Genomic DNA, 26,103 nt, shown 5'->3' on the forward strand with positions numbered 1-26,103 from the left:
GTGAGGCAATCCTCGGATTGCTCGCCGTCAATCACCATCGCGGAGAGCGCGCTGAGCATCACGCGGTTCTGAGGAGCGACCGCGCCAAAGCGACGAGCGTCGCGAACTCCCGTCCACGATGCGGGCTTCTGGGGCGCGAGCCATCGGTGCGCGCCGACCGGCGGCGCCGCAAACGGAATTCCTTTGAAGACGAGCAGTCCGCCCTGCTCGTCGCCTTCGAGTTTGCCCTGATGAATTGAAACAGTCGCGGTCATGTGGATGAACCTCGATTCGAGAATTGCGCCGATTCTCGCAGAATTGGTGTGCAGGTAACAAACGCCGAGTGTGCACGTCCAGGCAATCCCAATGTGGGACACCTGGACGTCGAACCGCTCCGCGCGTCGAGAAATTGATGAGCAATCAGCCCGTACTCTCCGGATCTGCGACAGATTTGCGGGCATTGGACTTGCTGTGATCAATGGATCCCTGCGCCGGCCGGGGACGGGAAGGATATCGAATGGGCGCTACGCCCAAGCAGCATCACGCCACCTCGAGCGAAAGTAACCGCGAGCATGACCAGCTGAACACCCAAGCTCTGCATTCGGGTGAGCTGGAGCGTGCTCGTTCGCGCACTACTTTGTCGAATTCGCGAGTCGCGGATCCGAACGTCCTGGTTTTGTGGCGTGCGGGCGCGGTGCTGGTGGTTTTTTTCGAGCTAATCTACGCAGCGGAGCACCGTCACGCGTCCGCATCGACGTTCGACGCGACGGTGAGCCTGCATTTAATCAACATCGCCATCGGCGGGGTGTTGTTTCTGTCGAGCTTTACGGCCGCGATGCCGCGCTATTGGCGCCAGCTCGTCCTCTTTGTTTGTATCGCGTTGCTCGTATCGACGACTGCGATCTGTACCGCATCCACGCGCGTAGAAGCGCTGTTCGTGTCAGTGATGGTGATCGTTGTCGGCGCGGCCACGCTGATGCCGTGGGATTGGGGCTGGCAGGCGGCGGTTAGCTCAGCCGGGATGATTTGCTTTTACGCGCTGGGGCACACGCATGGGATCGTTGATTCCGATCCATCGATGTATTGGCTGGGACTCATGACCGCCGTCGGGCTAGGACAGTCAAACGTCTATCTGCAAATGAAGAATCGGCGCGCGAACGCGCAAAACCTCGCAGACCGGCTAAGCAGCAATCAGAAACTCACTGACAGCGAAGAAAAGTTCCGGCAGATTTTCCAGCAAAGCGGCGACACGGTCGTGGTCACCAACCTCGACACCGGCGCGATCCTCGAGGTCAACAACCAGTTCGTCGAACGCAGCCGAGTGCCGCGGGAGCTGGTGATAGGCCGAGCGGATACCGACTTCAATTTCTTTGCGGAAGCAGCCGCACGCGATCAGTTCATGAAGGAACTCCACGAAAGCGGAGTGGTGAAAAACCTCGAGGTCCAGCTCAACGGCCTTGGCTATGGCCGCCCGATGCCGGCACTGATTTCCGCGGTCGTAGTCCAGCTGAACAATCAGAATTGCGCGATCATCGTGGTCCGTGAAATCTCGGACGTCAGAGAAGCGGAGCGAAAGCTGCGCAACAGCGAGACCACCCTGCGCAAAATTTTCGACGCGAATCTCGATTCGGTGACGACTACCGATGCGATGACGCGGCGCTACACCGACATCAATCACGAATTCTCTCGCGCGACCGGCTTCAGCCGGGAAGAGGTGCTGGGCAAGACGTATTGGGAGGTCGGGGTTTGGCCGAGCCGCGAGGAATCGGACAACTTCTCCGCCTTGATGATCCGCAACGGCGAAGTCCGCAACATGCGAGCGACCTTTTATGCCAAGGATGGAACTCCAATACCGTGCCTGATGTCCGGTACGATGGTTGAGCTGGACGGCAAGCTGACCGTCCTGACGATCACGCGCAACATTGGCGATCTCCTCGCGGCAGAACAAAAGCTCAAAGACAGCGAGGCCAGCCTGCGCAAAATCTTCGACTCGATCCTGGACCCGCTGTCGATCACCGACCTCGACGGTCGCTTTGTCGATGTCAATGACGAGTTCTTACGGCTCAGCGAATTTTCGCGTGACGAGATCATCGGAACGATCTCGCCAAGAGTGGCCGACAACCGTTTTGAGAACGAGTATCGAGAGTCGCTCATGTCGACCGGCCAGGCGCGGAATTTAGAAGTGACAATTCCGACCAGGGGCGGCGTCGCGATTCCGGTGCTGCTCTCGTCGGTGGTGGTGGAGCTCGGCGGCGAGGCGCGTATCGTGACGACCGCCCGCGACATCACCAAGCTCAAGGAGCAGGAGCGCAAGCTGCAAAGCAGCGAAGCGATGCTGCGGGAGATATTCGACTCAAGCGTCGACAATATCGCGCTGACCGACATGAGCGACGGCATCATCATCGACGTGAACAACGAGATGGTGCGGTCGCTCGGGCTGGCAAAAAATGAAATCGTCGGCAAGCGCTTCGATCAGGTCAAAGTCTGGCAAAGCACCGCGCAGCTCGAGCTCTTCACCGAAACCCTGGTCAGGCAGCGCGAGGTGCGTAACTTCGAGACCATTTTCCGCACCGTCAGCGGCAGTACTTTTCCAGCCCTGGTCTCGGCCGTCGTGCTCGAGCTGGGCGGGCGCGAGTGCGCGCTGTCGATCGCGCGCGATATCACCGACCTCGAGGCCGCGCGCCAGAAGGCGCTGGCCGCGTCGAAGGCGAAGACCGAATTTCTGTCCAGCATGTCGCACGAAATTCGCACGCCGATGAATGCCATCCTCGGCATGGCCGACCTGATCGGCGAGAGCGAGCTCGATTCGGAACAGCGGCGTTACCTCGACACCATCATCAGCAACGGCAACACGCTGCTCGAACTGATCAACAGCATCCTCGATCTGGCGCGAGTCGAGAGTGGACGCCTGAACCTCGAGGCGGCGGTGTTCGATGTGGCCGAGCTGACGGAGAAGGTTGCCGACACTCTGGCGGTGCGTGCGCACGAAAAAGGAATCGAGCTCGCCGTGCGCTTCGCCGCCGATTTGCCGCCAACGCTGGTCGGCGATTCGCTGCGGCTGCGCCAGGTGCTTACCAACCTGATCGGCAACGCGATCAAATTCACCGAGCGCGGTGAAGTCGTGATCGACGTCGCACACAACCCCGGCCAGTCCAACCCCGGCAGCATACGGTTCTCGGTGCGCGACAGCGGCATCGGAATGCCGCAAGAGATGCTGCCTAACATTTTCTCCGCCTTCACGCAGGCCGCCTCATCAATCACGCGAAAATACGGCGGCAGCGGACTTGGCCTGACAATTGTCGAGCGGCTGGTCGCATTGATGGGAGGCAGGGTCTGGGTCGAGAGCGAAGTCGGCACGGGGAGCACCTTCCATTTCACCGTGGAGCTCGGCCTGCCGCCCGCGGTCATTGACCAAAGCGAAGCGCCCGCGCATCGCGGGGCTGCGCTCGCTGAGATGTCTTCTGTCCACGTGCTCGTGGTCGATGACAACGAGACCAATCGCTCGATCGTCAGCCAGATGGTAACTGCCAGTGGAGCCACAGTCAGCCAAGCGAGCTCCGCAGCCGAAGGTCTGGCCGCGCTCGCGGCTGCGAATCGCGACGGCGCGCCGTTCGGCCTGCTGCTGGTTGATTTGCAGATGCCAGTAATGGACGGTCTCGAGATGATACGGCAAGTGCGGCTCGGTCCGAATGGAAATGCGCCGATCGTCATGCTCGTGACTTCCGACGGTCTCAGCACCCGCCTGAATGCCATCAGAGAGCTGGGCGTGAATCACTACGTGATAAAGCCGGTCAAGCGTCGCGAATTGTACGCTGCGATTTCCGACGCGATGGCGGAAATTGCCGCGCCGGCGCACCCGGCCGTTGTGCCTCGCCCTGAAGTCGCGCTGAATGGTTCGGGCACGCATCTCCTTGACCGTCCGCTGAGTATCCTGCTCGCAGACGACTCATCGGATAATCGCCTCTTGGTCACCGCCTATCTGAAAAAGAGCGGCTACGCGCTCGACGAAGTGGAGGACGGTCAAGCGGCGGTCGATCACTTCACGACACGGGCTTACGACGTGGTCCTGATGGACATCCAGATGCCGGTGCTCGATGGATACGGGGCGGTGCGCAAGATTCGTCAATGGGAGGTAGCCAACAAACGCGGCAGGACCCCGATTATCGCGCTGTCAGCCGCAGCACTCGAAGCGGACGTGCACCGCGCAATCGAAGTTGGCTGCGATATGCACGTCAGCAAGCCGGTCAAGAAATCGACGCTGCTCAAGGCGATCGCGACCGTGGTCGAGAATTCGAAGCACGACGACGCGGCGGCAAAGCCGAGCTCGAGCGGCGTTCGAGATAGCACAAGCGTCCAGGAATAGCGCGGCGTCTTCGCGCGCTCTTGTTTGTCATCCTGACGGAACGAGCAACGCGATCGGGCGAGCCTCCGGACAGCTTCGTGTTTTGTGTCATCCTGACGACCTGAGCAACGCGAGGGGAGGAAGGACCTCGGACAGCTTTGCGCCAGCGAAGCCGGTTCCGGTTTTGAAATCGCGCCGCGGTACTTTAGTCTGACCGGGGCGATTCGCCTCGCTGGCGCAGGTCGCCCGGAGGGATTCGAATAATGAATTTCCTACTCTACTGTGGCGCCGCGACGCAGATCATTTTCGTCATCGTGGTGTTCGGCGGTGGCAGTGTAGCCGGTCTCTGCCTCGTAAGATGGTTGGTTCCGCTGGACCGCTTGCAGAAGAACCACGAGGTGGCGGGTGTCACGTTCGGGGTGCTGGGCGCCTTTTACGGCCTGGTGCTTGCCTTCGTCATCGTGGCCGCGTGGGAGCGATTCAATGACGCCAATGACTATGCGCTTACGGAAGCGACGGCGCTCGAGAGCCTTTACAAACTCGGTGCCGCCTTCTCCGAACCGATGCGCTCGCAGCTCGATTCGGCTGTCCTCGAATACTCACACCGTGTCATCGAAAAAGAATGGCCGCAGATGGCCGACAACACCTTTCAAGGTGGAAAAGTCGGCGCCCACGAACTTTGGGCCACGGTGCTCTCGTATCACACCGCGGACAGCCGCGAGCAAATGTTGATGGACAAGTCGATCGATCAGCTCAACCTCATCAGCCAGGCGCGCAGCCAGCGGTTTAATTTTTACGAAGAAGACCTTCCATCCGTGGTCTGGACGGTGATTTATCTTGGATGCTTGATGACGATCGGGTTCAGCTACTTTTTCGGCAGCAACGTTTTTCGCGCGCAAGTGCTGATGTGCGGATTCTTTTCGATTCTGCTCGGCATGACCATCCTCGCGATCCTGGAACTGGCTCATCCCTACCAGGGTGTCGTCACAATCTCGAATGAGCCATACCGCTACGCGCTCTCGCGAATGGAAGCGGCTAGCGGCTTCAAAATGGCGACGGCAAAGGCCTCTCCCCCGGCGGTCAGCACTGGGTCACACTAAGGTGCAGGGGTTACCCTGCCGAAGGAAGTGTGAAACCCACCGCGGGTTTCACATTAAATTAAGTTGTTTGCTTTGATTATGCCCGCGCATCCGGATAACTGATTTCGGTAAGGCGGTATAGCCATGGCAAAACAACGTGCAATCCGGTTTGGAATACTCGGCGCGGCGCGAATTGCGCCCGACGCATTGATCAAGGCGGCGCACAACGTGCCGGATGCCGAGGTGGTCGCTATCGCGGCGCGCGACCCGAAGCGTGCGCAGGAATTCGCCACCGCTAACGGAATCCCGCGAGTGAGCGCGACCTACGACGATCTCGTCAACGACCCCGAACTCGACGTGATTTACAATCCACTGCCGAACTCGCTTCATTGCGAATGGACGATCGCGGCGCTGCGCGCGGGCAAGCATGTGCTATGCGAAAAGCCTCTCGCTTCCAACGCAGTCGAAGCCGAGCGGATGGCCAAGGCAGCAGACGAAAGCGGGAAGATTCTCGGTGAGGCGTTCCACTACCGTTATCATCCGCTTGCGGATCGTATCCGCGCGCTTATGACCGATGGGACGCTCGGCCGCCTGGTCCACGTCGAGGGACAATTTTCGGTGCCGATTCCGGAAACGAACATTCGTTTCGATTGGAGCCTCGCCGGCGGCGCGACGATGGACCTCGGATGCTACCCGCTCCACATGATCCGCTATTTTTCCGGCATGACGCCGCGCGTAGTCAGCGCGAAGGCCGAGACCGGACCGAAGAACATCGATATTGCGATGGATGTCGATCTCGAACTAGCACGCGGCGTGACGGCGAAGATGAGTTGCGCGATGAGGAAAGATTCTGTGATCAACGCGACCTTCATGGCGCGCGGCGATCGCGGAGAATTGCGCGTGATAAATCCGATCGCGCCGCAGCGGGGACATCAGCTCACGGTGAAGACGGGCGCGGGCGAAAAGAGTGAGACGGTGCCGGGCGACACGACGTTCACACATCAATTGCGCGCATTCCTAGGCGCCGTGCGCGGCGAGGCGAAATTTCCCACCGACTGCGCCGAGGGAATCATCAATATGCGCCTGATCGACGACGTCTATCGAGCCGCAGGCCTTCCGCCACGTGCGACCTGACGGGGCCCGGCCGCCTAATACTGCGAGCATTTGCGGGCAAAAATCATTTATGACCGGTTAAAGCTTGAATTAACTAGACGTAATAGTTAAATTTTCCTCTAATTCTTAGCGGTACAATCAGCTAAAAGGGGAAAATCCGTCAAGGGGGAGAATCCGTCATGAAATTGACAAAGACATTCGTAATCGTCGCGTGCGCGGGGCTGCTGTCGGCGGGCGTGATCGGCTCGGCGCGACGTGCCTTCGCGCAGGACGCGGCGGCAACGCCTGGTGACGAGGGTGGACACGCGGAAGGATCTGTTGCGACGCAACCCGACAAGAAATCACCACCCAGCGATTTCAATGGATGCTGGGACGGATCGAGCCATGATGGCAGTCTGGACGATCGGAATTATGGGACCGGATACGGCTGGATTGGGATCATCCAGGATGGCACGAAAATCGTTGGCGGAATGAACGAAAGTTACTACGAGTTCAGGTGGGACGATGGCGCCTATGCGTATGGCTTCGTCTCGGGAAAAGTGAAGGGGACAGGATTCACTGGAACGCTCACCGCTGGCGGTAAGTGCAAAGCAAAACTCATCGGCCATCTGGGCACTAACAGCGATATCGTCGGGACCTACGATTTCCATAATTGCAAGACAAAAACGAGTAATTTCATTGCGGTCGGAACGTTCGACCTCCCGCTGAACAATTCTGGCTGCGCCGACATCAAGCCGTAAATCTCATTGCACCGGCGCGGGCGCTGCATGACGCGGCGTCCGCGTTTTTTCTTTTGCAGATTGGCAGTCGCGCAACCTCTCCGTGCGTGTGGAACAACTGCGAGCACAGTCCATTCCCCGCCATTTCGTGATATAGCCGTCGCTGTAACCCGCGCATGGACACGGAGGGAATATGGCGAGCGAACAACTGAGCAAGGTAATCGAGCGAATCAAGTCGCAGCCGCAGAACCCGAGCGCATCGATCGAGAATCGGCGCGCCGGGATGGAGCGGATTAGCGAGCGCGTCCCCGCCGACGTGATTTGCGAGAAGGTGAGCGCAGGCGGCGTTAATGCCGAATGGATCTCGGCGCCCGGCGCGTCCGCGGATCGAGTCATCCTGTATCTGCACGGCGGCGGCTACGTGGTCGGCTCGATCAACACGCATCGCGCGATGGTCTCGAGAATTGCGAGAGCGTCGAATGCGCGCGCGCTGGCGATTGACTATCGGCTCGCGCCTGAGCATCCGTTTCCGGCCGCCGTCGAGGACACGATCGCGGCGTATCGATGGCTGCTCGCGCAGGGTTACAAGCCCGGCAGGATTGTTATCGCCGGCGATTCGGCTGGCGGAGGACTCGCGATCGTGGCGCTGCTGGCGATTCGCGACGCGGGGCTGCCGATGCCGGCATGCGCCGTTCCGATTTCACCGTGGACCGACCTGGAAGGCACCGGTGAATCGGTGCGCACGCGAGCGGCGAAGGACGTGATGGTGACGCAGGAGAACCTGGCGCACTCGGCCAGGCAGTATTACGGCACGCACGACCCCAAGGATCCGCTGGTGTCTCCCGTGCACGCGAACTTTCGCGGTCTGCCGCCGATGCTGATCCACGTTGGCGACGCGGAAATTCTGCTCGACGATGCGACGCGAGTGGCCGCAAGCGCAAAGGCGTCCGGCGTCGAGGTCGAGCTTGAAGTCTGGGACGACATGCCCCACGTCTGGCATGTCTTCGCGAAGATATTGCCGGAAGGCCAGCAGGCAATCGACAAGATCGGAAAATTCGTACTCGCGCGCACCTCCTGAAGGAGAGCCTGGCCAGCAGTTCTTCCCCTCTCCCCGTAAGGAGAGCTCTGCATAACCCGGTAAGCAGCTCTTCCCCTCTCCCTGTAAGGGAGAGGATCGAAGGTGAGGGTCCTTATACAGCGCGCATTTTTCGCGCGCGATTCAAGATTCCGCCGCTCTGTTCCCCTCTCCAGAAGGGAGAGGGGTTAGGGGAGAGGTCCCGCGCCGGATCACCCGCTCAAAACGCGTAGTGCACGTTGGTGAGTTGCTCGGAAACTTCCCACAGCCGCGATGCGGCCGCTCCGTCCTGCGCCGCCGCACTACGTCCCACCGGCGCGGGATGCCCCCACAGCTCGGCCATGCCGTCGGGCCCGATGTAGTCGCCGCCGTGGACATCGGGCGCGACCGCCGCATACTCGGTCGGCAGCGCACCCATCGCTGCGCTCTGCGCCAGCAGTCTGTTTCCCGCCTCGGAGAGATATTCCATCACCGACGATCCCGACATCTTTGGCCCCACCGCTTGCAGATTGGTCGCCGCGTATCCGGGATGACACGCGACGGCCAGCAATTTCTTGCCGGCCGCATCCACCTTGCGCTGCAACTCGAGCGTGAACAGCAGATTCGCGAGCTTACTCTGCCCGTACGCGCGCCACTTGCGGTAACCGTTCTTCCATTGGAGATCGTCGAAACGAATCGATCCGAAGCGGTGGGCGCCGCTGGCAACGTTGACGACCCTCGCGCCTTCGGTGGCGAGCAGGCGATCAAGCAGCAGGCCGGTCAACGCGAAGTGTCCGAGGTGATTGGTGCCGAATTGCATTTCGAAGCCGTCGGCCGTTTGCCGATACGGAATGGCCATGACGCCGGCGTTGTTGCAAAGCACGTGCAACGCCTGATGCTGCAAATGAAACGCATCGGAGAATCCCCGCACTGACGCCAGGTTCGAAAGATCCAGCTCCATCACATCGACTTTGGCACCCGCCGCTGATGCGGCAATTTGCGCGGCCGCGGTGCGTGCCTTGCCGAGGTCGCGACACGCCAAAATGACATCGGCCCGCTTACGCGCGAACTCCAGCGCGGCTTCATAACCGATGCCGCTGTTGCCGCCGGTTACGACGATCGTCTTGCCTGAAAGATCCGGTATGTCATTGGCGGTCCACGCTTTCTTGTCGGGCATCGCGCGCATTCCTCCTGGTCGGTCAGATGAAAGCTATCACACGATTGCAGTGTCGCATGAATACTGGGTGCACGGGTCACCCCTGCCGCCCACCGCGCAGGTGACTGTGTTTGTGGGAAGCCATAGACGCGGCGATGCGGTAGAATTTTGTCGATACGGGTCCCTTCAACAAGGAGCGACTACAATGCAAATGGGAATGGTCGGCTTGGGCCGAATGGGTGCGAACATGGTGCGGCGCCTGCTGCGTGGCGGTCACGAATGCGTCGTGTTCGACGTCAGCGCCGACGCGGTCAAGGAATTGGCAAAGGAGGGCGCTATCGGTGCGTCGTCGCTCGACGATTTTGCCGCCAAGCTCAAGCTGCCGCGCGTTGCGTGGATGATGGTTCCTGCGGCCGTTGTCGAGCAGACGGTGGCGGACCTGTCGAGCCGGTTTCAGCGCGACGACATCATCGTTGACGGCGGCAATTCGTATTACATCGACGATATACGGCGCGCCGAAACGCTGCAGGCGAAGGGGATTCACTACGTCGACTCCGGCACTAGCGGCGGTGTGTGGGGACTCGAGCGCGGATTTTGCCAGATGATCGGCGGCGAGCCGCAAGTAATCAAGCATCTCGATTCGATTTTTTCCACGCTCGCGCCGCCGATCGATTCCGCCCCGCGCACCGCCGGCCGCGAGAAGGTCAAGGGCAGCACCGCCGAGCATGGCTACCTGCACTGCGGGCCGAACGGCGCCGGTCACTTTGTGAAGATGGTTCACAACGGAATCGAGTACGGCATCATGGCGGCGTATGCGGAAGGGATGAACATTCTGAAAAACGCCAACGTCGGCCAGCAGACCCATGCGGTCGACGCGGAAACCACGCCGCTACGCAATCCCAAGCTCTACCAGTACGATTTCAATCTCACCGACGTTGCCGAGGTGTGGCGGCGCGGCAGCGTGATCGCGTCGTGGCTGCTGGATCTGATCGCCGATGCGATGCTCGGCGATCCTGAGCTGAAGAAATTTGCCGGCCGCGTGTCGGACTCGGGTGAGGGTCGATGGACGATCGACGCGGCAATCGACGAAGGCGTCCCGGCACACGTGCTTACCGCCGCACTCTACGAACGCTTCAGCTCGCGCGGCGCGGCCGACTTCGCCGACAAGCTCCTGTCAGCGATGCGCTACGAATTCGGCGGCCACATCGAAAAGAAGGCGTAGCGGGTGGTCGCGATGCCTGACGCTGCTCCAAAGAACCCATCGGCGCATGGACGCCCCGGCGATCCGTGCGTGTTCGTGATCTTCGGCGCGACCGGCGACCTGACCAAGCGGCTGTTGTTACCGTCGCTGTACAATTTGCTCGCCAACAAACTGCTGCCGGACAACTTCGCGATCGTCGGCGTCAGCAACGTGAAGATGAGTTCCGAAGATTTCCGCAAGCAGCTCGGCGACGAGATCGGTCAATTCACAACCACCAAGGTCAAGCCCGAACTCTGGAAATGGTTCGACGATCGCATTTCCTACATGGCCGGCGACTTTACCGATCCGGCGACCTACACAAGTCTGAAGTCGGCGCTCGAAACCGCCGACAAGCTGCACGGCACGCCGGGAAATTATTTGTTCTACACCGCGGTCTCGCCGAGTTTCTTCGGCGAGATCGTCAAGCAATTGGCCGGCGCGGGTCTCACGAAGGAAACCGATGGCCATTGGCGCAGAGTGATTATCGAAAAGCCATTCGGCCATGATTTGGAATCCGCAAACGCGCTCAATCGCGAGATTGGCGCATGCCTGCACGAAAATCAGATCTATCGAATCGATCACTATCTCGGCAAAGAGACCGTCCAGAACATCCTGGCGTTTCGCTTCGCCAACGGCATCTTCGAGCCGCTGTGGAACAACAACTATATCGATCACGTGCAAATCACGGTGGCGGAGACCGTCGGCGTCGAGCATCGCGGCGCATTCTATGAAGCGACCGGCGCGCTGCGCGACATGGTGCCGAATCATATCCTCGCGCTGGTTTCGCTGACGGCTATGGAACCGCCGAATTCGTTCGAGTCCGAGCCCGTGCGCGACGAGAAGACCAAGGCGCTGCGCGCAATCCGTCCGCTCAAACCCGAGGACGTCCCGAAATGGGCGGTGCGCGGACAGTACGGAGCCGGTACCCTCGAAGACAAGCCGGTGCCGGGCTATCGCGAGGAGCCGCAAGTCGATCCCAAGTCCGGCACCCAAACTTACGTCGCGATGAAGCTCGCGATCGACAACTGGCGATGGTCGGGCGTGCCGTTTTATCTGCGCACGGGAAAGCGGATGGCGAAACGCCTCACCGAAATTGTAATCAGGTTCAAGGTGCCACCGATGCTATTGTTCCGGCAGACCCACGTCAGGCACCTCGAGCAGAACGAGCTCGTCATGCACCTTCAGCCGAACGAGGGCATCTCGCTCAGCTTCAACGCAAAGGTGCCGGGACCCGTGGTCAAGCTCGGCGGCGTCGATATGAATTTCAAGTATGCGGATTATTTCGGCGCCGCGGAAAGCATCGGCTACGAGACGCTGCTGCTCGATTGCATGCTTGGCGACCCGACCCTGTTCCAGCGCGCCGACACGGTGGACGCGGGATGGCGCGTGGTCGATCCGATTCTGGACGCATGGAAAGCGACCCCGGCAGCCGACTTCCCCAATTACGCGGCCGGCTCGTGGGGGCCGAGCGCGGCAGACGATCTACTCAAACACGACGGCCGAAAATGGAGAGAGAACTCATGATGTCGCTGCGTGACGTACTCAAGCGGGCCGAAGTGAACAAAGTCGCGATCGGCCATTTCAATTTTTCCGATCTGGTGGCGTTCAACGCGATCGTTGCCGCCGCTCGCGACCAGGAACTTCCTGTGATGGTCGGCGTGTCCGAAGGCGAGCGCGAATTTACCGGTGTGCAACAGGCCGCCGCGCTGGTGCGTGCGATTCGCGACGAGTACAACTACCCGATTTTCCTGAACGCCGACCACACTCATTCTATCGCTCACGCCGAAGAGGCCGCGAAAGCCGGCTTCGACGAAATCATCTTCGACGGCTCGGCGTTGCCGTTCGAGGAAAACATCAAGCAGACGAAAAAAGCGATCGAAGCGATCAAATCGATCAACCCCGCGATTCTGGTCGAAGGCGAAATAGGCTGGATCGGCGCGTCGTCGGCCGTAATAGACAAAGTTCCCGAGGGCGTCGGCGTCTTGACCACTCCGGAGGAGGCCCGGCAATTCGTCGATGCCACCAAAGTTGATGTGTTGGCGCCCGCCGTTGGCAACATGCACGGGATGCTCGCGAGCATGGTTCACGGCAATGTGCAGAAGCGGCTCAACATCGAGCGCATCGCGGAGATCAAGGCGTCGGCGAAAATCTTCATGACGCTGCACGGCGGCTCCGGCACCAACGACGACGATTTCAAGCGCGCCATCAAGGCCGGCATGACGATCGTCCACGTCAACACCGAAATCCGGATTGCCTGGCGGCGCGGAGTCGAAGCGGGGCTGGCAGCCGAGCCAAACGAAGTGGCGCCCTACAAAATTCTGACGCCCGCCGTCGAAGCGGTGAAGAAGGTAGTCAGCTCGAGGCTCGCGCTGTTCAGTTCGAAGTAACGGCTTACTTCGCCCAACCCTTTTCGTACGGCGCCGACATCCGGCCGATCGCGCGCAAGTGCGAAAATTTCCACTCGCCGTCGCGCTTGACGTAATCGTCTTCGTAGCGCGCGCCGAGCCACATCGCGCTATTGCCACTGCGCATCGTGAACGGGCCGATGAAGTACCAGATGCCGGTGGCGCGCTCGCCGTTCACCTCGATGTTCGGATTCATCACGTTGTGCTGTGAAAAACTGATCCGTTCCTGGAAACCCTGAAACAGTTTCCGAATCGCGTCGTGTCCCTGATGCCGCCCGACGCCGGCACCCTCCCAGATTCCGTCGGGAACGAACAACGAAATGATTTTCGCCGGATCGTGATTGTCGTCGCAAATCGCACAGTAGCGCGCCTTGAGTTTCTTGATCGCCTCGATGTCTTCGAGCGTCGTGATCCGCTTTTCGAGGTCGCTGATATTCATCCTGGCTGTTTGTCCGTCGTCGGTAGATTTACAAATACCGCCGCGGTCACGACCGTCGTCCACAGGCCGTCGCGATCGCCGATCGCCGACTGCGTGATGTTCCGCGTCTGCACGATTTTATCCGACAGCTTCCACACGTCCTTGCGTTCGTCGTAGCTGACGTTTGGGTCGAAGTCCACACCGAGCGCCGTCGCGAGCATCGTCGCCGCCAGATCCTCAGCGTAGTCGCCGGCCCTCTCGTCGGTCTGTCCGAAACTCTTGTGTTCGGAGAGATAGCCGTACTGATCCTTGTCTGCCGGAATCGCAAGACCGACCGACGTCGCCATCAGGCGATGCGGTTCGTCGGTCGAGTTGTCATACATGACGGTGTAAACGATCTGGCCCGGGGTCAGCGTCTTCAGGCCATCCTGAATCGAGATGACTTTGCAGCCGGGAGGGAAAATCGAGCTGACGCGAACCAGGTTGAATTCGGCGATCCGCGCGTCGCGCAGTGCGAGCTCGAACGAAGTGAGTTTCTCGCGATGCCTGCCGACGCCCTTGGTCAGAAAAATAGCTTTACCGGTTGGACCCATCTGATTTTGTTCCTCGAATCCGATTTCGTCATTTACATAGAGCAAGTGCAAGAGTTTTGCGAGATTACGCCGGATGATCGGTTCGTGAACGATTCGTTCAATCGAGGCCGTTGCGCGCGACGAAGATCGCCCAGCCCATATACCGGCCGTCGAGTTCGATTGCGCGTCGCATCCCGTCGCGATCGTTCAACAGGGCCGCATCGGGATTGCCGGGATTTTCCAGCGCCCAGTCCATGCCCGCCTGCCAATGCAGCGAATGATAGCGATGCCAGTCGTCGGTCGAGGCTTCGACCAGCCCGCGCAGCGGCATTCCGTGCGCGCACATCGTCTCGACAGTCGCCCACAGCGTTCGATCTGGGTAGTCGGTGCTGGCGCGGGATCCAAGCGACACTTCCGGCGGATAAGGCAACCCCATCGCGAATACTTCGCCGAGCGCGATTGCGCCGCCACGCTTCGCCGCCTGGCTCATCCAATCGAGCGCGGACTCGAAGCCGTTCAGTGCGAAGGACGCGCCGATGCACATCACTACGTCGAAGCAAGCCGGCTCCGGATGGAACTCGAGCGCTGGTCCTTCAACAATCTCGATTCGATTGGCGAGATTTTCCGCGGCAACCAGCCGGCGCGCCTCATTAGCGAAGGTGCGATGGATCTCAAGCCCCGTCACCTGAACGTCGAACTGACTGGCGATTCGGCGCATCAGCCAACCCTTGCCGCATCCGACATCGAGGATGCGCATGCCGTCGCGGATGCCACAGTAACGAATCGCCAAATCCAACTTCTCCTCGGAAGTCGGATTCTGGATTGTGTGATATCGCTCGATCGTTGCGAAAAATTCAAAAAGGTTCAATTTGGTCGCTCCTAGTTTATCGCGGAGTCAAATCTGCCGCAGAAAGAAGTCACACGCGTGCTGAGACGTTTTCGCGGCGCGCAACAACGCCTTCGAAACGCTCTGCCAGATCTGTGATGACGCGAATTGCTTAGCGGCAGCGAGACGGCAGGTGCGTTTCGCGGACTTCGGGCGCAAGCTTCTTACTCGTCGTGATCATAAAACGCACCTCCTTTGGAAAGGTCAGGCGAAGCTAGCCGAGATTCGTCGATATTACAATCTGCGCGGTTCGCGGTAAGATGGTGACTCTTAGAAATTTTGGCGAGGTGACATCGTGATCGAGACGAGTCCATTTGGGAAAACCGGGCATCAGAGCACACGGATCATCTTCGGCGCCGCCGCGCTGGGCGGGATGAAGCAGGACAAGGCCGACGGCGTGCTCGAGCTGCTGCTCGAATTCGGCATCAATCATATCGATACCGCCGCGTCGTACGGCGAATCGGAACTGCGGATTGGACCGTGGATGCGCGAGCATCGCCAGCGGTTTTTTCTCGCCACCAAGACCGGCGACCGCACCCGGCAAGGCGCGCGCGACAGTCTCCATCGCTCGCTGGAGCGGCTGCGCGTCGATCAGATCGATTTGATCCAGATGCACAACCTGGTCGCGGAGAATGAGTGGACGACGGCACTGGGAGCAGGCGGGGCGCTCGAGGCTTTGGTCGAAGCGCGCAACCAGGGGTTGGTGCGGTTTATCGGCGTCACCGGTCACGGCTCGCAGGTTGCCGCGATGCATCGCCGGAGCCTGGAACGGTTCGCGTTCGACTCGGTGCTGTTTCCCTACAATTTCACGATGCTGAACATCGATCAGTACGCTGCCGATGCCGAGGCGCTGCTGAAAGTCTGCCGCGAGCGCGGCGTGGCGACCCAGACGATCAAGTCGGTAGCGCGGCGCCGATGGCAAAATGGCGACGGCCGGAAATTCAGCTGGTACGAGCCGCTACGCGATCGCGACGCGATCCGCAGAGGCGTCCATTTTGTGCTGAGCCGGCCGGGGCTCTTCCTGAACACCTCGAGCGACGCGACCCTGCTGCGCGACATCCTCGATGCGGCGAGCATGAAAGCGACAGCGCCAGCGCGCGCGGAGATGGAAGCCGACGTCGACCGTTACGCAATGGAGCCGCTGTTCATTCCGGGCGTGTCGGACACGATCTAGTAGAGGCCGGGAATCAAACGATAGGTGTAGGCGCTGTAGGTGTCGAATTCTGCGCCGAATTGTGTGCGTAACATTGCTTCTTCCGCGCGGATGCGCGCCACTATCGGGGGTATAAGGAAGGCGGCGAGAACCACGCCGACGCCTGAACGAAATGCCAGCGCCCATCCCAGGGTGTTGATGATGAATCCGAGATAACTCGGATTGCGGATGACGCCGTAGATGCCCCTCGTGACTAGAGTGTGGTCGTGTTGGATCGCGACTAGCCCACTGAACCGGCGGCCGAGCACAAACACTGGCCACATCCTCAGCACGCCGCCGACGGCGAAGAGGACCACGCCAATCCATCGAACTGTATCACCGTCGAGGGTCCAGAAATTTATCCGATCCGTGTAGGCGGGCAGATAGGCGACCATCAACTGCAGCACCCCGAAGACAGCCAGGACCCATCGGTTGCCGCGATCTTCGCGCTCACCTGAACTCAAATTTCCAGAAGTGAACGTCGATGCGACGAGCAGCAGGCAAACCACTACTGCCAGCGTCATTAGCGGAGGATGAGTGAAGATAGGCGCGATCCCACCCATGCCGAGGATTGTCAACCCGATACTGAGGACGGCTAAGAAAGCGATGAGGGTCAATCTGGCGGCCAAGGTATGCATCGGAACTCCGAAACCACTGCCCGAGCGTGGCAACGCTCGAGGTGCTGACCTAGACTACTTTGCGGAAGGCCAGCGCTGGCCGGAGTCTTACTGCTTCCAGGATTGGGACTATCCCGCTTATCAGACTTACTGCCAAGGCCGCTATTAGCGCATTCAGGGTTTGCGCGGGAGTTACCCATAGGGCCCCGTTGCCACTTAGTGCTGCGCCTAGCGTGATACCGCCAGAGAACATCCATAGGGCACTGCCGGCTCCTATGAGTCCACCTAAGAGACCTATCGTGCCGCATTCGCCGAATAGCAGCACTCCTACTGCGCCGCGGCTAAAGCCTAACGCTCGCATCACGGCTACGTCGCTAATTTGTTCGCGCACCATCATGACCGTGGAGTTAGCTGCTATCAGTAGGACGGTCAGCAGCACTACCAGGCATAGAGCGAAGACTATCGCCCTGATGTTGCCGATCGCGGATAGGCCTGACGACAGTGCGTCGCTTTCGGTCATGGTGCGCGTTTCGGCGTCGGAATTGGCGAAGTGCTCGTCGATCTGCTTGGCGAGCGTGGCCATCGCGTCGTTGCTGTTGGCGCGCACTATTATGTTCCACGCGTAGTCTTCATCGCGCATGCCGTGCGCCTTGCGCGCTGCCATCATGTAGTCGCGGCGCATTAGAAAGGTATTGGGATAGCGCTTGGACCTCATGGTTCCCGTGATGAGGAAGGTCATCTCCATGTGATCGGCGTCGGTGCTGCGGAGCGTGATCGTGTCGCCCACTTTCCACCCGTGTTTACGCATCAGGATTTCACCGACGACGGCGGAGCGCTTTTCTCCGAAGGTTGCCGCGCGCTGCTCGGCAGTCAACGCGTAGTCAGGGAACACGTCGCCTATCTCGGGGCCGGCCCCGACCGCGAAGACCGGGTCGCTGACGTCGCGCCACGTCGCCGGCCATCCCGTGATCGCGACGCACGCGGCGACGCCGGGCATTTTGTTGATATCGTCGCAGTAGCGCGCGGGCAAATCCTCCCACGGCGCGGTCTTGTTGTTGATGATGAGGCGGAGCGTTCCCGACGCGTCCTTAACCACGCGATCCATCGAGGCCGGCACCGAGACCAGCACCGTGTAGATGAAGGTGGCGAGCGCGATGGTGAGAATAGTCAGAATCGTGCGCCGCAGATTTCGCCGCATGTTGCGTTCGATCAATTTAATCCAGTTGAACATGATTGCTCCTGTTCAGACCGAGCGCAGCGATTCGACCACGCGAATGCGCGAGGCGCGCCACGCCGGCAGAAATCCGCCGAGCGCGCCGATTAAGATTGCGGCGACCAGTCCCGACACGAACGCGCCCAGCGTCAGCCGAAATCTGAAGATGAATTCGCCGACGTTCATCAGCTGGCTGTTAAGCCCCGTCGAATACGCGACCAGTACCCCGAGAATCTCACCGAGAATGCCGCCGGCCAGCGCGAGCACGATGCTCTCGATTACGAAACTCGCGAGCACGTTGATGCGGCTGAAACCGAGCACTCGCAGCACGCCGATTTCGCTGGTGCGGCGCGCGACCGCCGAATACATCGTGTTCATCGCGCCGAACACCGAGCCTACGGCGAGAATCAGCGCGACGATCAGGCCGAGCGCGCGCAACTGATCGACGAAGCCGGTCTGCTTCGCGTAAAAATCCTGCTCCGACATCGTATCCAGCTTGACCCGCGAATCGGTTGTCAGCGATTTGGCGAAGTCGTCATGCGTGCCGGGCTTGAGCACGACGTGCAGCACCGCGAAGCCGTTGGCGAAGTGAATGTCCTGGGTCAGGATGCCGAGATCGGTCAGCACTTCAGACTCGCGCGCGCTGTCCTGATCGGAAAAGATGCCGACGATTTTGAAAGTGCTCGGCCCGAATTTGAAATCGCTGCCGACCGCGAGGTTGGGGAACCGCGCAGCGAGCTTGCGGCCGACCACCATCTCGGATGCGCCGCGCGCCGGCCAGCGACCGCTCTCCAGGCGCATGCCGCGATGCACCTCATAGGCGATTGGATAGACGCCGCGCAGCATCGTGAATAGCGATTGGGAAGGCGGCGCCTCGGGTTTCGCATTGAAGCCGGTGATCATTTCCGGCGAGATCAGCGCCTGGCCGTCGGCAGTCGTCGCAATCTGCGGGCGGCTTTTGACGATCTCGTACTGCTCGTGCGAGATGAAGCTGTTGCCCTCCTCGGTGGTGCCGCGGCTGAGCACGATCCAGTTGTCGGGCAGCGCGTTTTGCATCACGGTCGCGCGCAGCCCGGCAACAAATCCCGACAGGATGAACAGCAACATCACGACCAGCGCGACGACCGAGGCCGTCATCGCCGCGGTCGCGCGTCGAACCATCAGGCTGCGCAAGTTGTAGCGAATCGGGATCAATTTACCCTCCCGGGAAAATCGTTCCGGGCAAAAAGGACGTCGGCGCAAACTGGAAAGTGATGGATTGTAGACGTTCGACGCGTGCGATCCTAGAGGGCGCCGACGCCAGGTAGTGCCCTAATTTGGTGGCAGCGCATTTTGCGGGACCGCTCGCGCCTTGGCATCTTGCCCTTTGTTCTTCGGAATGGAGTTAAGAGGGACCCGTATAGCGTTCATTTCCTTGACGATCTCTGCATCCTCGTGCAGCTGCGCTTTGATCTCTAGGATTTCGTTTTTGTCGAGTTTAACTTCGGCGGCATCGCTTTTAACTTCAGCAATGGCTTGCTGCATGTCGAGGCTGATAGAGGATTTTCCTTCTTCAGCTCCCATATGGGTGATGCGAGGAATATTGGGAATCGCGACGCCAGCAATAATCGTGAGCCCGAAGAGAGACAGGGCGCTCGCAGCATTTCTGTCGGAAAAGGCCAACAAATAGGACGCAACGAGAAATCCCGCCATTACCATGGCTATGCCGGATATGAGCATCGGTATCACCCCCGATTGTAGAAAAAGGCGGTAGTGTCCTAATTTGATTTGAGGTTCGGATCATCTATCGAAACGCAGCGCGACTTGTCGTAAAGGTTAGAATACGGCGCGGAAAGCTTAGCGAGCTGCGGAAAGCCTGCAGGATATTGACGCGCTCTTTCCCGCAAGTATTCGAGCGCCTGTTCGCACCTGTTCTGAGTCGGATAGTTGTGCGTGTCCGCAGGAGCGACAATCCATTTAGAGCGTGGCGCGGTTTCATCGGGGGTTGGATGCGGTCGGCCCTCTATCTGCGGCGGTTGCATGATCTTCCATTCAGGCAGTTCAGGCGCTATGACGGGCAGTCCGGTGCCGCATCCAGTAAGCAGCATAAGCGCGATCGCGCCTGCGTGGCGGGGCTTCATGCCTGTATGGGCATTCTCCCTACCAAACCCGCGCAAGAATGTTCATCCGATCCTTCTAGAGCCTCCGCAAGCATTCCTCGACAGACCGTATCCGATCCGTTGCGCCAGCGGCCGTCGCGGGCGTGGGTAGTGTCCTAATTTGATTTTTCTGTGGCAAACCGATTCCAGAGCCAGCCGAGAAGTTCATGCCAGTACCAATTGACGATTCGCGCTACGACCGCAAGGGAACAAAATGATGCGGCAATCGTAAAGCCTACGCGCACCCATTTCGTCTGAGCCCCGCCCGCCAGCAGTCCAAACCAAAACGCCATGATTGCCCAAGGACCAAGGGCGACGCCGAGTTTGCGGAGACTCTTTATTCGCTCTGACGGCATACAGCAGCTTCTCCGATCAATTCTTCGACCGACCATAGCCGATCTGTCACGCCCGCGGCCATCGGGGGGTACAACGCAAATTCAAAATTAGGACCCTATCCGACGACGCTGGTGCAGTTTGGAAACTGCACGGCTTCGATACTAAGCTTCGGAAATAAATTGGAGGCGAAACCATGGCCAGCGGGAGCATCTCAGAGGCGCAACGGATTCGCGCGAGTCTCAAGCATCCTGTGATCGATGCCGACGGGCATTGGCTGGAGTTCGGGCCGATCATCGTCGAGCAGCTGGAAAAATTCGGCGGCAGCCGCGCGGTCGAGGGATTTCGCGCGTTCAACGGACGGGTGTCGAAGCAACTGACCTCCTCGGAGGATGACCGCAAGCACACGCGGCGCGCGCAGGAAGCATTCTGGGCGCTGCCGACCAAAAACACGCGCGATCGCGCGACCGAGATCTTGCCGCGGCTGCTCTACGAACGGCTCGACGAATTCGGAATGGATTTCACCGTGCTCTATCCAACCGCCGGGCTCGGCATTCCGTTTCATCCGGATGACGAAACGCGCCGCGCGACCTGCCGCGCGTTCAACCGCTTCATCGCGGAATTTTTCGGCGAGTTTTCCGATCGCATGACGCCCGCCGCGGTAATTCCGATGCACACGCCGGAGGAGGCCTGCGCGGAGCTCGAGTACGTCGTCAAGGAACTCGGGCTGAAGGTCGTGATGATGGCGAGCATGGTGCGGCGCCAGATTCCTGCGGTGGCGGCGAAGAAGCCGGACGCCGCGCGATTCGCGATGTGGTTCGACATGCTCGGGCTCGACAGCGAGTACAACTACGATCCGGTGTGGGCGAAGTGCGTCGAACTGGGAATCTCGCCGACCTTCCATTCGGGTTCCCGCGGTGTTGGACTGCGCAACTCGCCGACGAATTTCGTTTACAACCACATCGGGCATTTCGCCGCCGCGAGCGAGGCCGTCTGCAAGGCGATTTTCTTAGGCGGCGTCACGCGCCGCTTTCCGCAACTGAAGATGGGATTCCTCGAGGGCGGCGTTGGATGGGCCTGCGCGCTTTACTGCGATCTGATCGGTCACTGGAAGAAGCGCAATCGAGAGGCGCTCGAGGATACGAATCCGGCCAACCTGGATCGCGAGATGCTGACTCAGTTGATTGGCGAGTACGGCGGGAAGTGGGTCGAGGGCAAGATTTCCGGGAAGAGCGGCGGCGTCGCGACGATTCTCGAGCGCGACCAAAGCGGCGCGACTGGCGGGATTCGCGAGCTCGACGATTTCGCCGCGTGCAAGATCAAGCGCGCCGAAGACATCCGCGAATTGTTTGTCGATAACTTCTATTTCGGATGCGAAGCCGACGACCCAATCAACGCGTACGCGTTCAACCGCAAGGCCAATCCATACGGCGCGAAGCTGAACGTGCTGTTCGGCTCGGACATCGGTCATTTTGACGTGCCGGATATGAAGGACGTTGTGCCGGAAGCCTACGAACTGGTCGAGGACGAACTGATCACGCACGACGACTTCCGCGATTTCATGTTCGTCAACCCGGTGCGCTTCTGGGGCGAGGCCAACCCGAATTTTTTCAAGGGCACACGCGTCGAAAAGGAAGCCGCCGCGCTGCTCGCACGCAGCTAATTGCGGACTTCATGCGGCGCGAGCGACGCGTCGTGCTCGGTGCGATCGCCGAGGCGTCGAATCAGGTAGAGCAGCGGACCGACACTGCCGAGCGCGATAGTGATCACGAGATAGGGCAGGGCGGAAACTTTGCGCTGCTCGGCGTCGTCGCTCATCCAGACTATGACGAGCGTCAACGCGATGACGAGATCGATCATCGCTGTGATAGTGGCGAAGTTCGCGAACATCATGCGGAAGAAGCCGAGATAGCCGTAAAGATAAATGGCGTAGGCCTCCTGCGCGACGAAAGCGATCAGGACGGCCGAAAGTGCGAGTTGTTTGCGATTCATTGGTGTTCTCCTTGATGCGATTGCCGAACGATAGTCAAGCCGCGTGCCAGCGTGGATGAAATTGAAGTCGCGCGGAATGCCGCGGTGATCGCACCGACGCGCGGCGCGACGACCGTTGCAAATCTCAACGGCGTTGCGTGTTCGCAAAGGTTCGAGCTTGGGAGAGCGCCGCTAAGAGTGAGAAACTGGCAGCGCCACGATTCTTGCAACGTCGATTGAAATGCAAGCGCGCGGTAGCTAGGAAACAGAGATAAACGGACATGGAAAACGACGAGTCGAGCCGCGACGGACGCCTACGATGGGTGTGCGCCGCGCTCGGCGCGCTGACCGGTATCGCAGACACACTGGCGTTCAAGTGGCTCGGCACCAGCTTCGCGATCAACGGCCACGACGCGATGATGTTCGCGGCGGCATGGTTCGGCGGCTCGTTCGCGCTGCTGGGATATTTGTTGGGCGACGCGATCGAGGGCCGGCGCCGCGAAGCGCACGCGTCACAACTGATCCGATCGCAGATGGAAACGATCAGCGAATCGCGCGCGAAATTGATTCAGCACGAAAAGCTCGCGGCGCTCGGGCAGCTCGCAGCCGCGATCGCGCACGAGGTGCGAAATCCGCTCGCGGTGATTCGATCGGCCGCGCAAAATTTGCGCGATACGGTGCCGGCCAACGACCTCGACGCGCGCCGGGCCTGCACTTTTATCACCCAGGAAGCGGATCGGCTCGGCAATCTCATCAACGCGCTGTTGGCTTTCGCCCGTCCGGCACATATTTCTCCCGTGAGAATGCCGATTGCGGAACTATTTGCGCGGGTTGTGAATGCGACGGGCGAAGAAGTGTCGGCCAAGCAGGTGCGAGTGGAGCGTCCGGCAAATCGCGAGCTCGATGTGATCGACGTTAACGTCGATCCCGATCTGATGACGCAGGTGCTGGTCGGATTGGTTGACAACGCGGTCGAGGCAGTAGCGACGGGCGGCGAGATCAAGCTCGAGGTGTTTGCGGGCGACGGCCAAATCGAACTGGCGGTTGCAGATTCGGGGCCGGGTGTCCCAGCCGAGCTCCGCGGCCGCGTCTTCGAACCGTTCTTCACTACGCGAGCCGCCGGAATCGGACTGGGACTCGCGATCGCGCGACAGATCGTCGAAGCCCATGGCGGGAGTATCCGGGTTGGACAAAGTATTTCCGGCGGCGCCCGATTCTCAGTAATCCTGCCGGCCACGGGCAGCGCCACAACGGCGGCGGCATGAAACCGCGCATCCTGATCGTCGACGACCAGGAGCGGGTGGCGGAGGTGATCGCCACGGCGCTCGCGCACGCCGGCTACGAGTGCGAAACGCATCGCAGCGGCGCGTCGGCTCTGACAGCCGTCGAGCAGCGCGGGGCTGACGCCGTCGTGACTGACTGGAAGATGGAAGAGATGGACGGGATGGAATTGTTGCGCGAGATCCGACGCCGGCGCCCCGAGCTACCGGTGATTCTGATTACCGCCTACGGCAGCGTTTCGTCCGCGGTGGCCGCGATGCGCGAAGGCGCCTTCGATTACGTGACCAAGCCGTTTGACAACGACGAACTGCGAGCGACGATAGCGCGAGCGCTCGAGATGACCCGGCTTGAGCGCGAGAATCGGTATCTGCGCCAGGAGATCGGGATTCGCTATTCGCCGGATACGATAATCGCGGAAAGCGCGCGCTCGCGCGAAGTGCTGGACTTGGTCCGGCGAGTGGCGGCGAGCCGCGCCGCGGTGCTGATACAGGGCGAGAGCGGAACCGGAAAGGAACTAGTCGCACGCTTGCTGCACTACTGGAGCCAGCGCGTCGGCAATCCGATCGTGGCGGTGAACTGCAAGGCGTTCGCGGAGGGCGTGCTCGAGAGCGAACTGTTCGGGCATGAGAAGGGAGCGTTCACGGGGGCGCTCGCGGTGCGTGCGGGATGCTTCGAGCGGGCTTCGGGCGGCACGCTCTTTCTCGACGAGATCGGCGAGGTCGGACTCGAGTTCCAGGCCAAGCTGCTGCGCGCCGTTCAGGAAGGCGAGGTGTTGCGAGTAGGGGGATCAGAGCCGCGTAAAGTGGATGTGCGAATCGTTGCGGCGACCAACCGACCGATCCGCGACGAGATCGCGGCGGGGCGTTTTCGCGAGGATCTGTTTTTCCGTCTCAACGTGATTCCGATTCAACTCGCGCCGCTGCGGGAACGTCGCGAAGACATCATGCCGTTGGCGCGCCACTTTCTTGCGCGTCAGACAGCCGAGACCGGACGCAAGCTGGCGCTTACCTCGGAAGCGGAGGAGGCGATTCTCGCGCATCGATGGCCCGGCAACGTGCGCGAGTTGGAAAACGCGATCGAGCGCGGGGCCGTGCTCGCGCGTGGCGAAACTATTGCACCCGAAGATCTGCTGCTCGAGCAAAGTGGAGCAGGCCCGCGAGCAGCGATGACCGGCACGTTGCAGGAATCGATCGACAAGGTAGTGGCGGGGCGGATCGACGCGGCGATCGAGGCCGCCCGCGGGAATCGCGCTGAGGCTGCGCGCAATCTCGGTATCGACCGTGCGACGCTGTGGCGCCTGATGAAGCGCTTGGGAATTTAGGCTTTCAGGATTTCAAATTTTCCGCGAATGCGCGTCTGGCGGCTGCGATGAATGCTCGCACGCGCGCCGGATCTTTTTTTCCTCGAATCCCGGGAACGTCGGTGTGCGTGAACGAATCGACACCCCACGGCTTGACCGTGGCGATCGCATCGGCAACGTTGTCGGGCGAGAGGCCGCCCGCCAGGATTACCGGAATTCGCGACCGCTCGACTACCGTGCGGCTCACCGACCAGTCATGAGTCTCGCCGGTTGCGCCGGCGAACGACGCACCCTTGGCGCCCGAGTCCAGCATCAGGTAATCGACACAGTCCTGATGCGCGTCAGCCTCGGTGAGGGTCTCCCCGGCGCGTACCGCTATCGCGCGCAGCAGCATCACGGGCGCGATGCGCTTGCGCATCCACGCGCAATCTTCAGGCTCGATCTCACGCGCGACGACGTGCAGGACGTCTGGGCGCACGGCGTCGACCATCGCGCAAATCTCGTCGCGATCGTCGGACAGCGACAACGCCACACCGCGCGAGCGCGGGTGAATCGCCCCAAGGATTTCGCGCGCCGCGTCGGCCCCGATCGCTTCGGCGACAACGCCAGGCTCGGCAATGACCAGGCCGATCAGATCGGCGCCGGCGTCGGCCGTCGCGACTGCATCGGACACTGAGGTCATGCTGTAGATTTGAACTGCCATCGGCGCGATTAACCACGGCCGCCGCGCAGCAGCTTGCCGGGCGTCGCGCCGGTGCATCGACCGTCGTCCCAGGTCATCTCGCCGTTGACGACGATCGCGCGATAGCCGCGCGCGTGCTGCACGCGACGCCATTCGCCGCCGGGAAAGTCGTGGGCAATATCGCCGACCCAATCCGGCTCGACGCCGAGGCGAGCGAGGTCGTAAACGACGACATCCGCCGCCAGCCCTTCGCGCAGAACGCCGCGGTCGCGAAAGCCGGCCGCGTGCGCGGGCAGCGCGGAGAGGCGATAATGCGCCTCTTCGAGCGTGATTCGTTGTTCGTCGCGAACCAGCCAGCCAAGGAAGTCAGTCGTATATGCGCCACCGGTGAAGAACTTGGTGTGCGCTCCGCC

The 26,103-nt window shown here is 60.5% G+C and carries 25 protein-coding genes; 12 read left to right on the forward strand and 13 right to left on the reverse strand.

Going from position 1 to position 26,103, the window contains the following annotated elements; all coding sequences use genetic code 11:
- A partial coding sequence (locus tag VIW95_RS17080) for a carboxylesterase family protein (protein ID WP_331588798.1) occupies nt 1–254 on the reverse strand: 254 nt, incomplete at its 3' end.
- A gap of 242 nt (nt 255–496) precedes the next feature.
- On the opposite strand from VIW95_RS17080, the gene VIW95_RS17085 reads away from it, so the two are divergent.
- The 5 genes from VIW95_RS17085 (at nt 497) to VIW95_RS17105 (ending at nt 8,310) form a co-directional block, all read left to right on the forward strand.
- Nucleotides 497–4,342 (forward strand): PAS domain S-box protein, encoded by a 3,846-nt coding sequence (locus tag VIW95_RS17085; RefSeq protein ID WP_331588800.1) that lies wholly within the window; start codon nt 497–499, stop codon nt 4,340–4,342.
- A gap of 242 nt (nt 4,343–4,584) precedes the next feature.
- Nucleotides 4,585–5,421, forward strand: a complete 837-nt coding sequence (locus VIW95_RS17090) for a hypothetical protein (RefSeq protein WP_331588802.1) — start codon at nt 4,585–4,587, stop codon at nt 5,419–5,421.
- Nucleotides 5,422–5,544: 123 nt separating this feature from the next.
- Nucleotides 5,545–6,534, forward strand: coding sequence for a Gfo/Idh/MocA family oxidoreductase (locus tag VIW95_RS17095; RefSeq protein ID WP_331588804.1), 990 nt, complete (start codon nt 5,545–5,547; stop codon nt 6,532–6,534).
- 158 nt (nt 6,535–6,692) lie between these two features.
- The gene (locus VIW95_RS17100) at nt 6,693–7,253 is read left to right on the forward strand and encodes a hypothetical protein (RefSeq protein ID WP_331588806.1); all 561 of its coding nucleotides are present in this window, start codon (nt 6,693–6,695) and stop codon (nt 7,251–7,253) included.
- Nucleotides 7,254–7,425: 172 nt separating this feature from the next.
- Nucleotides 7,426–8,310 carry an alpha/beta hydrolase gene (locus VIW95_RS17105; protein WP_331588808.1) on the forward strand — a complete coding sequence of 295 codons (885 nt, stop codon included), beginning with the start codon at nt 7,426–7,428 and terminating at the stop codon, nt 8,308–8,310.
- Nucleotides 8,311–8,527: 217 nt separating this feature from the next.
- Here the strand turns inward: VIW95_RS17105 and VIW95_RS17110 are convergent, their stop codons facing one another.
- Nucleotides 8,528–9,463: an oxidoreductase gene (locus VIW95_RS17110; protein ID WP_331588810.1), complete on the reverse strand. Its 936-nt coding sequence runs from the start codon at nt 9,461–9,463 to the stop codon at nt 8,528–8,530.
- 184 nt (nt 9,464–9,647) lie between these two features.
- Between VIW95_RS17110 and gnd the strand changes: the two genes are divergently transcribed.
- Genes gnd through VIW95_RS17125 form a run of 3 tightly spaced genes read left to right on the forward strand, consistent with a single transcriptional unit; the run spans nt 9,648 to nt 13,069 of the window.
- Nucleotides 9,648–10,664: a phosphogluconate dehydrogenase (NAD(+)-dependent, decarboxylating) gene (gene gnd / locus VIW95_RS17115; RefSeq protein WP_331588812.1), complete on the forward strand. Its 1,017-nt coding sequence runs from the start codon at nt 9,648–9,650 to the stop codon at nt 10,662–10,664.
- 12 nt (nt 10,665–10,676) lie between these two features.
- Nucleotides 10,677–12,206, forward strand: a complete 1,530-nt coding sequence (zwf, locus tag VIW95_RS17120) for a glucose-6-phosphate dehydrogenase (RefSeq protein WP_331588814.1) — start codon at nt 10,677–10,679, stop codon at nt 12,204–12,206.
- Complete coding sequence (locus VIW95_RS17125) at nt 12,203–13,069, forward strand: class II fructose-bisphosphate aldolase (protein WP_331588816.1); 867 nt, start codon at nt 12,203–12,205, stop codon at nt 13,067–13,069. Before zwf ends, VIW95_RS17125 begins: the two co-directional genes overlap by 4 nt.
- 4 nt (nt 13,070–13,073) lie before the next feature.
- Here VIW95_RS17125 and VIW95_RS17130 read toward each other — a convergent pair whose 3' ends face one another.
- The 3 genes from VIW95_RS17130 to VIW95_RS17140 all read right to left on the reverse strand — a co-directional run bounded on the left by VIW95_RS17130 (nt 13,074) and on the right by VIW95_RS17140 (nt 14,945).
- Nucleotides 13,074–13,526 (reverse strand): nuclear transport factor 2 family protein, encoded by a 453-nt coding sequence (locus VIW95_RS17130; RefSeq protein WP_331588818.1) that lies wholly within the window; start codon nt 13,524–13,526, stop codon nt 13,074–13,076.
- On the reverse strand, nt 13,523–14,098 hold the full coding sequence (locus tag VIW95_RS17135; protein WP_331588820.1) for a pyruvoyl-dependent arginine decarboxylase: 576 nt from the start codon (nt 14,096–14,098) through the stop codon (nt 13,523–13,525). Before VIW95_RS17135 ends, VIW95_RS17130 begins: the two co-directional genes overlap by 4 nt.
- A 97-nt stretch (nt 14,099–14,195) precedes the next feature.
- Nucleotides 14,196–14,945, reverse strand: coding sequence for a class I SAM-dependent methyltransferase (locus VIW95_RS17140; protein WP_331588822.1), 750 nt, complete (start codon nt 14,943–14,945; stop codon nt 14,196–14,198).
- A 313-nt stretch (nt 14,946–15,258) separates the two neighbouring features.
- Between VIW95_RS17140 and VIW95_RS17145 the strand changes: the two genes are divergently transcribed.
- Nucleotides 15,259–16,137: an aldo/keto reductase gene (locus tag VIW95_RS17145; protein WP_331588824.1), complete on the forward strand. Its 879-nt coding sequence runs from the start codon at nt 15,259–15,261 to the stop codon at nt 16,135–16,137.
- On the opposite strand, the gene VIW95_RS17150 is transcribed toward VIW95_RS17145, so the two are convergent.
- From VIW95_RS17150 to VIW95_RS17170, 5 genes are all read right to left on the reverse strand, one after another.
- On the reverse strand, nt 16,134–16,793 hold the full coding sequence (locus VIW95_RS17150; RefSeq protein ID WP_349259339.1) for an isoprenylcysteine carboxylmethyltransferase family protein: 660 nt from the start codon (nt 16,791–16,793) through the stop codon (nt 16,134–16,136). The two genes, VIW95_RS17145 and VIW95_RS17150, sit on opposite strands and share 4 nt — an antisense overlap.
- A 49-nt stretch (nt 16,794–16,842) precedes the next feature.
- The gene (locus tag VIW95_RS17155) at nt 16,843–18,003 is read right to left on the reverse strand and encodes an ABC transporter permease (protein WP_331588828.1); all 1,161 of its coding nucleotides are present in this window, start codon (nt 18,001–18,003) and stop codon (nt 16,843–16,845) included.
- A gap of 12 nt (nt 18,004–18,015) precedes the next feature.
- On the reverse strand, nt 18,016–19,179 hold the full coding sequence (locus VIW95_RS17160; protein ID WP_331588830.1) for an ABC transporter permease: 1,164 nt from the start codon (nt 19,177–19,179) through the stop codon (nt 18,016–18,018).
- Between the two features lie 117 nt (nt 19,180–19,296).
- Complete coding sequence (locus VIW95_RS17165; protein ID WP_331588832.1) at nt 19,297–19,704, reverse strand: hypothetical protein; 408 nt, start codon at nt 19,702–19,704, stop codon at nt 19,297–19,299.
- Between the two features lie 38 nt (nt 19,705–19,742).
- Nucleotides 19,743–20,105, reverse strand: a complete 363-nt coding sequence (locus VIW95_RS17170) for a hypothetical protein (protein ID WP_331588834.1) — start codon at nt 20,103–20,105, stop codon at nt 19,743–19,745.
- 547 nt (nt 20,106–20,652) lie between these two features.
- Here VIW95_RS17170 and VIW95_RS17175 point away from each other — a divergent pair.
- Complete coding sequence (locus tag VIW95_RS17175) at nt 20,653–22,119, forward strand: amidohydrolase family protein (RefSeq protein ID WP_331588836.1); 1,467 nt, start codon at nt 20,653–20,655, stop codon at nt 22,117–22,119.
- Here the strand turns inward: VIW95_RS17175 and VIW95_RS17180 are convergent.
- Nucleotides 22,116–22,448, reverse strand: coding sequence for a DUF2834 domain-containing protein (locus tag VIW95_RS17180; RefSeq protein ID WP_331588838.1), 333 nt, complete (start codon nt 22,446–22,448; stop codon nt 22,116–22,118). The genes VIW95_RS17175 and VIW95_RS17180 overlap by 4 nt on opposite strands.
- Nucleotides 22,449–22,708: 260 nt before the next feature.
- Here VIW95_RS17180 and VIW95_RS17185 point away from each other — a divergent pair, with 260 nt between their 5' ends.
- Nucleotides 22,709–23,692: a sensor histidine kinase gene (locus VIW95_RS17185; RefSeq protein WP_331588840.1), complete on the forward strand. Its 984-nt coding sequence runs from the start codon at nt 22,709–22,711 to the stop codon at nt 23,690–23,692.
- A complete protein-coding gene (locus VIW95_RS17190; RefSeq protein ID WP_331588842.1) occupies nt 23,689–25,029 on the forward strand; it encodes a sigma-54 dependent transcriptional regulator in 1,341 nt (446 codons plus the stop codon). Before VIW95_RS17185 ends, VIW95_RS17190 begins: the two co-directional genes overlap by 4 nt.
- A 4-nt stretch (nt 25,030–25,033) precedes the next feature.
- Here VIW95_RS17190 and VIW95_RS17195 read toward each other — a convergent pair whose 3' ends face one another.
- Nucleotides 25,034–25,711, reverse strand: coding sequence for a phosphoribosylanthranilate isomerase (locus VIW95_RS17195; RefSeq protein ID WP_331588844.1), 678 nt, complete (start codon nt 25,709–25,711; stop codon nt 25,034–25,036).
- An 8-nt stretch (nt 25,712–25,719) separates the two neighbouring features.
- A partial coding sequence (locus VIW95_RS17200) for an amidohydrolase family protein (RefSeq protein ID WP_331588846.1) occupies nt 25,720–26,103 on the reverse strand: 384 nt, incomplete at its 5' end.

It is taken from the genome of Binatus sp. (SeqCode) (assembly GCF_036522015.1).
In the GTDB taxonomy this organism is placed as follows: domain Bacteria; phylum Desulfobacterota; class Binatia; order Binatales; family Binataceae; genus Binatus.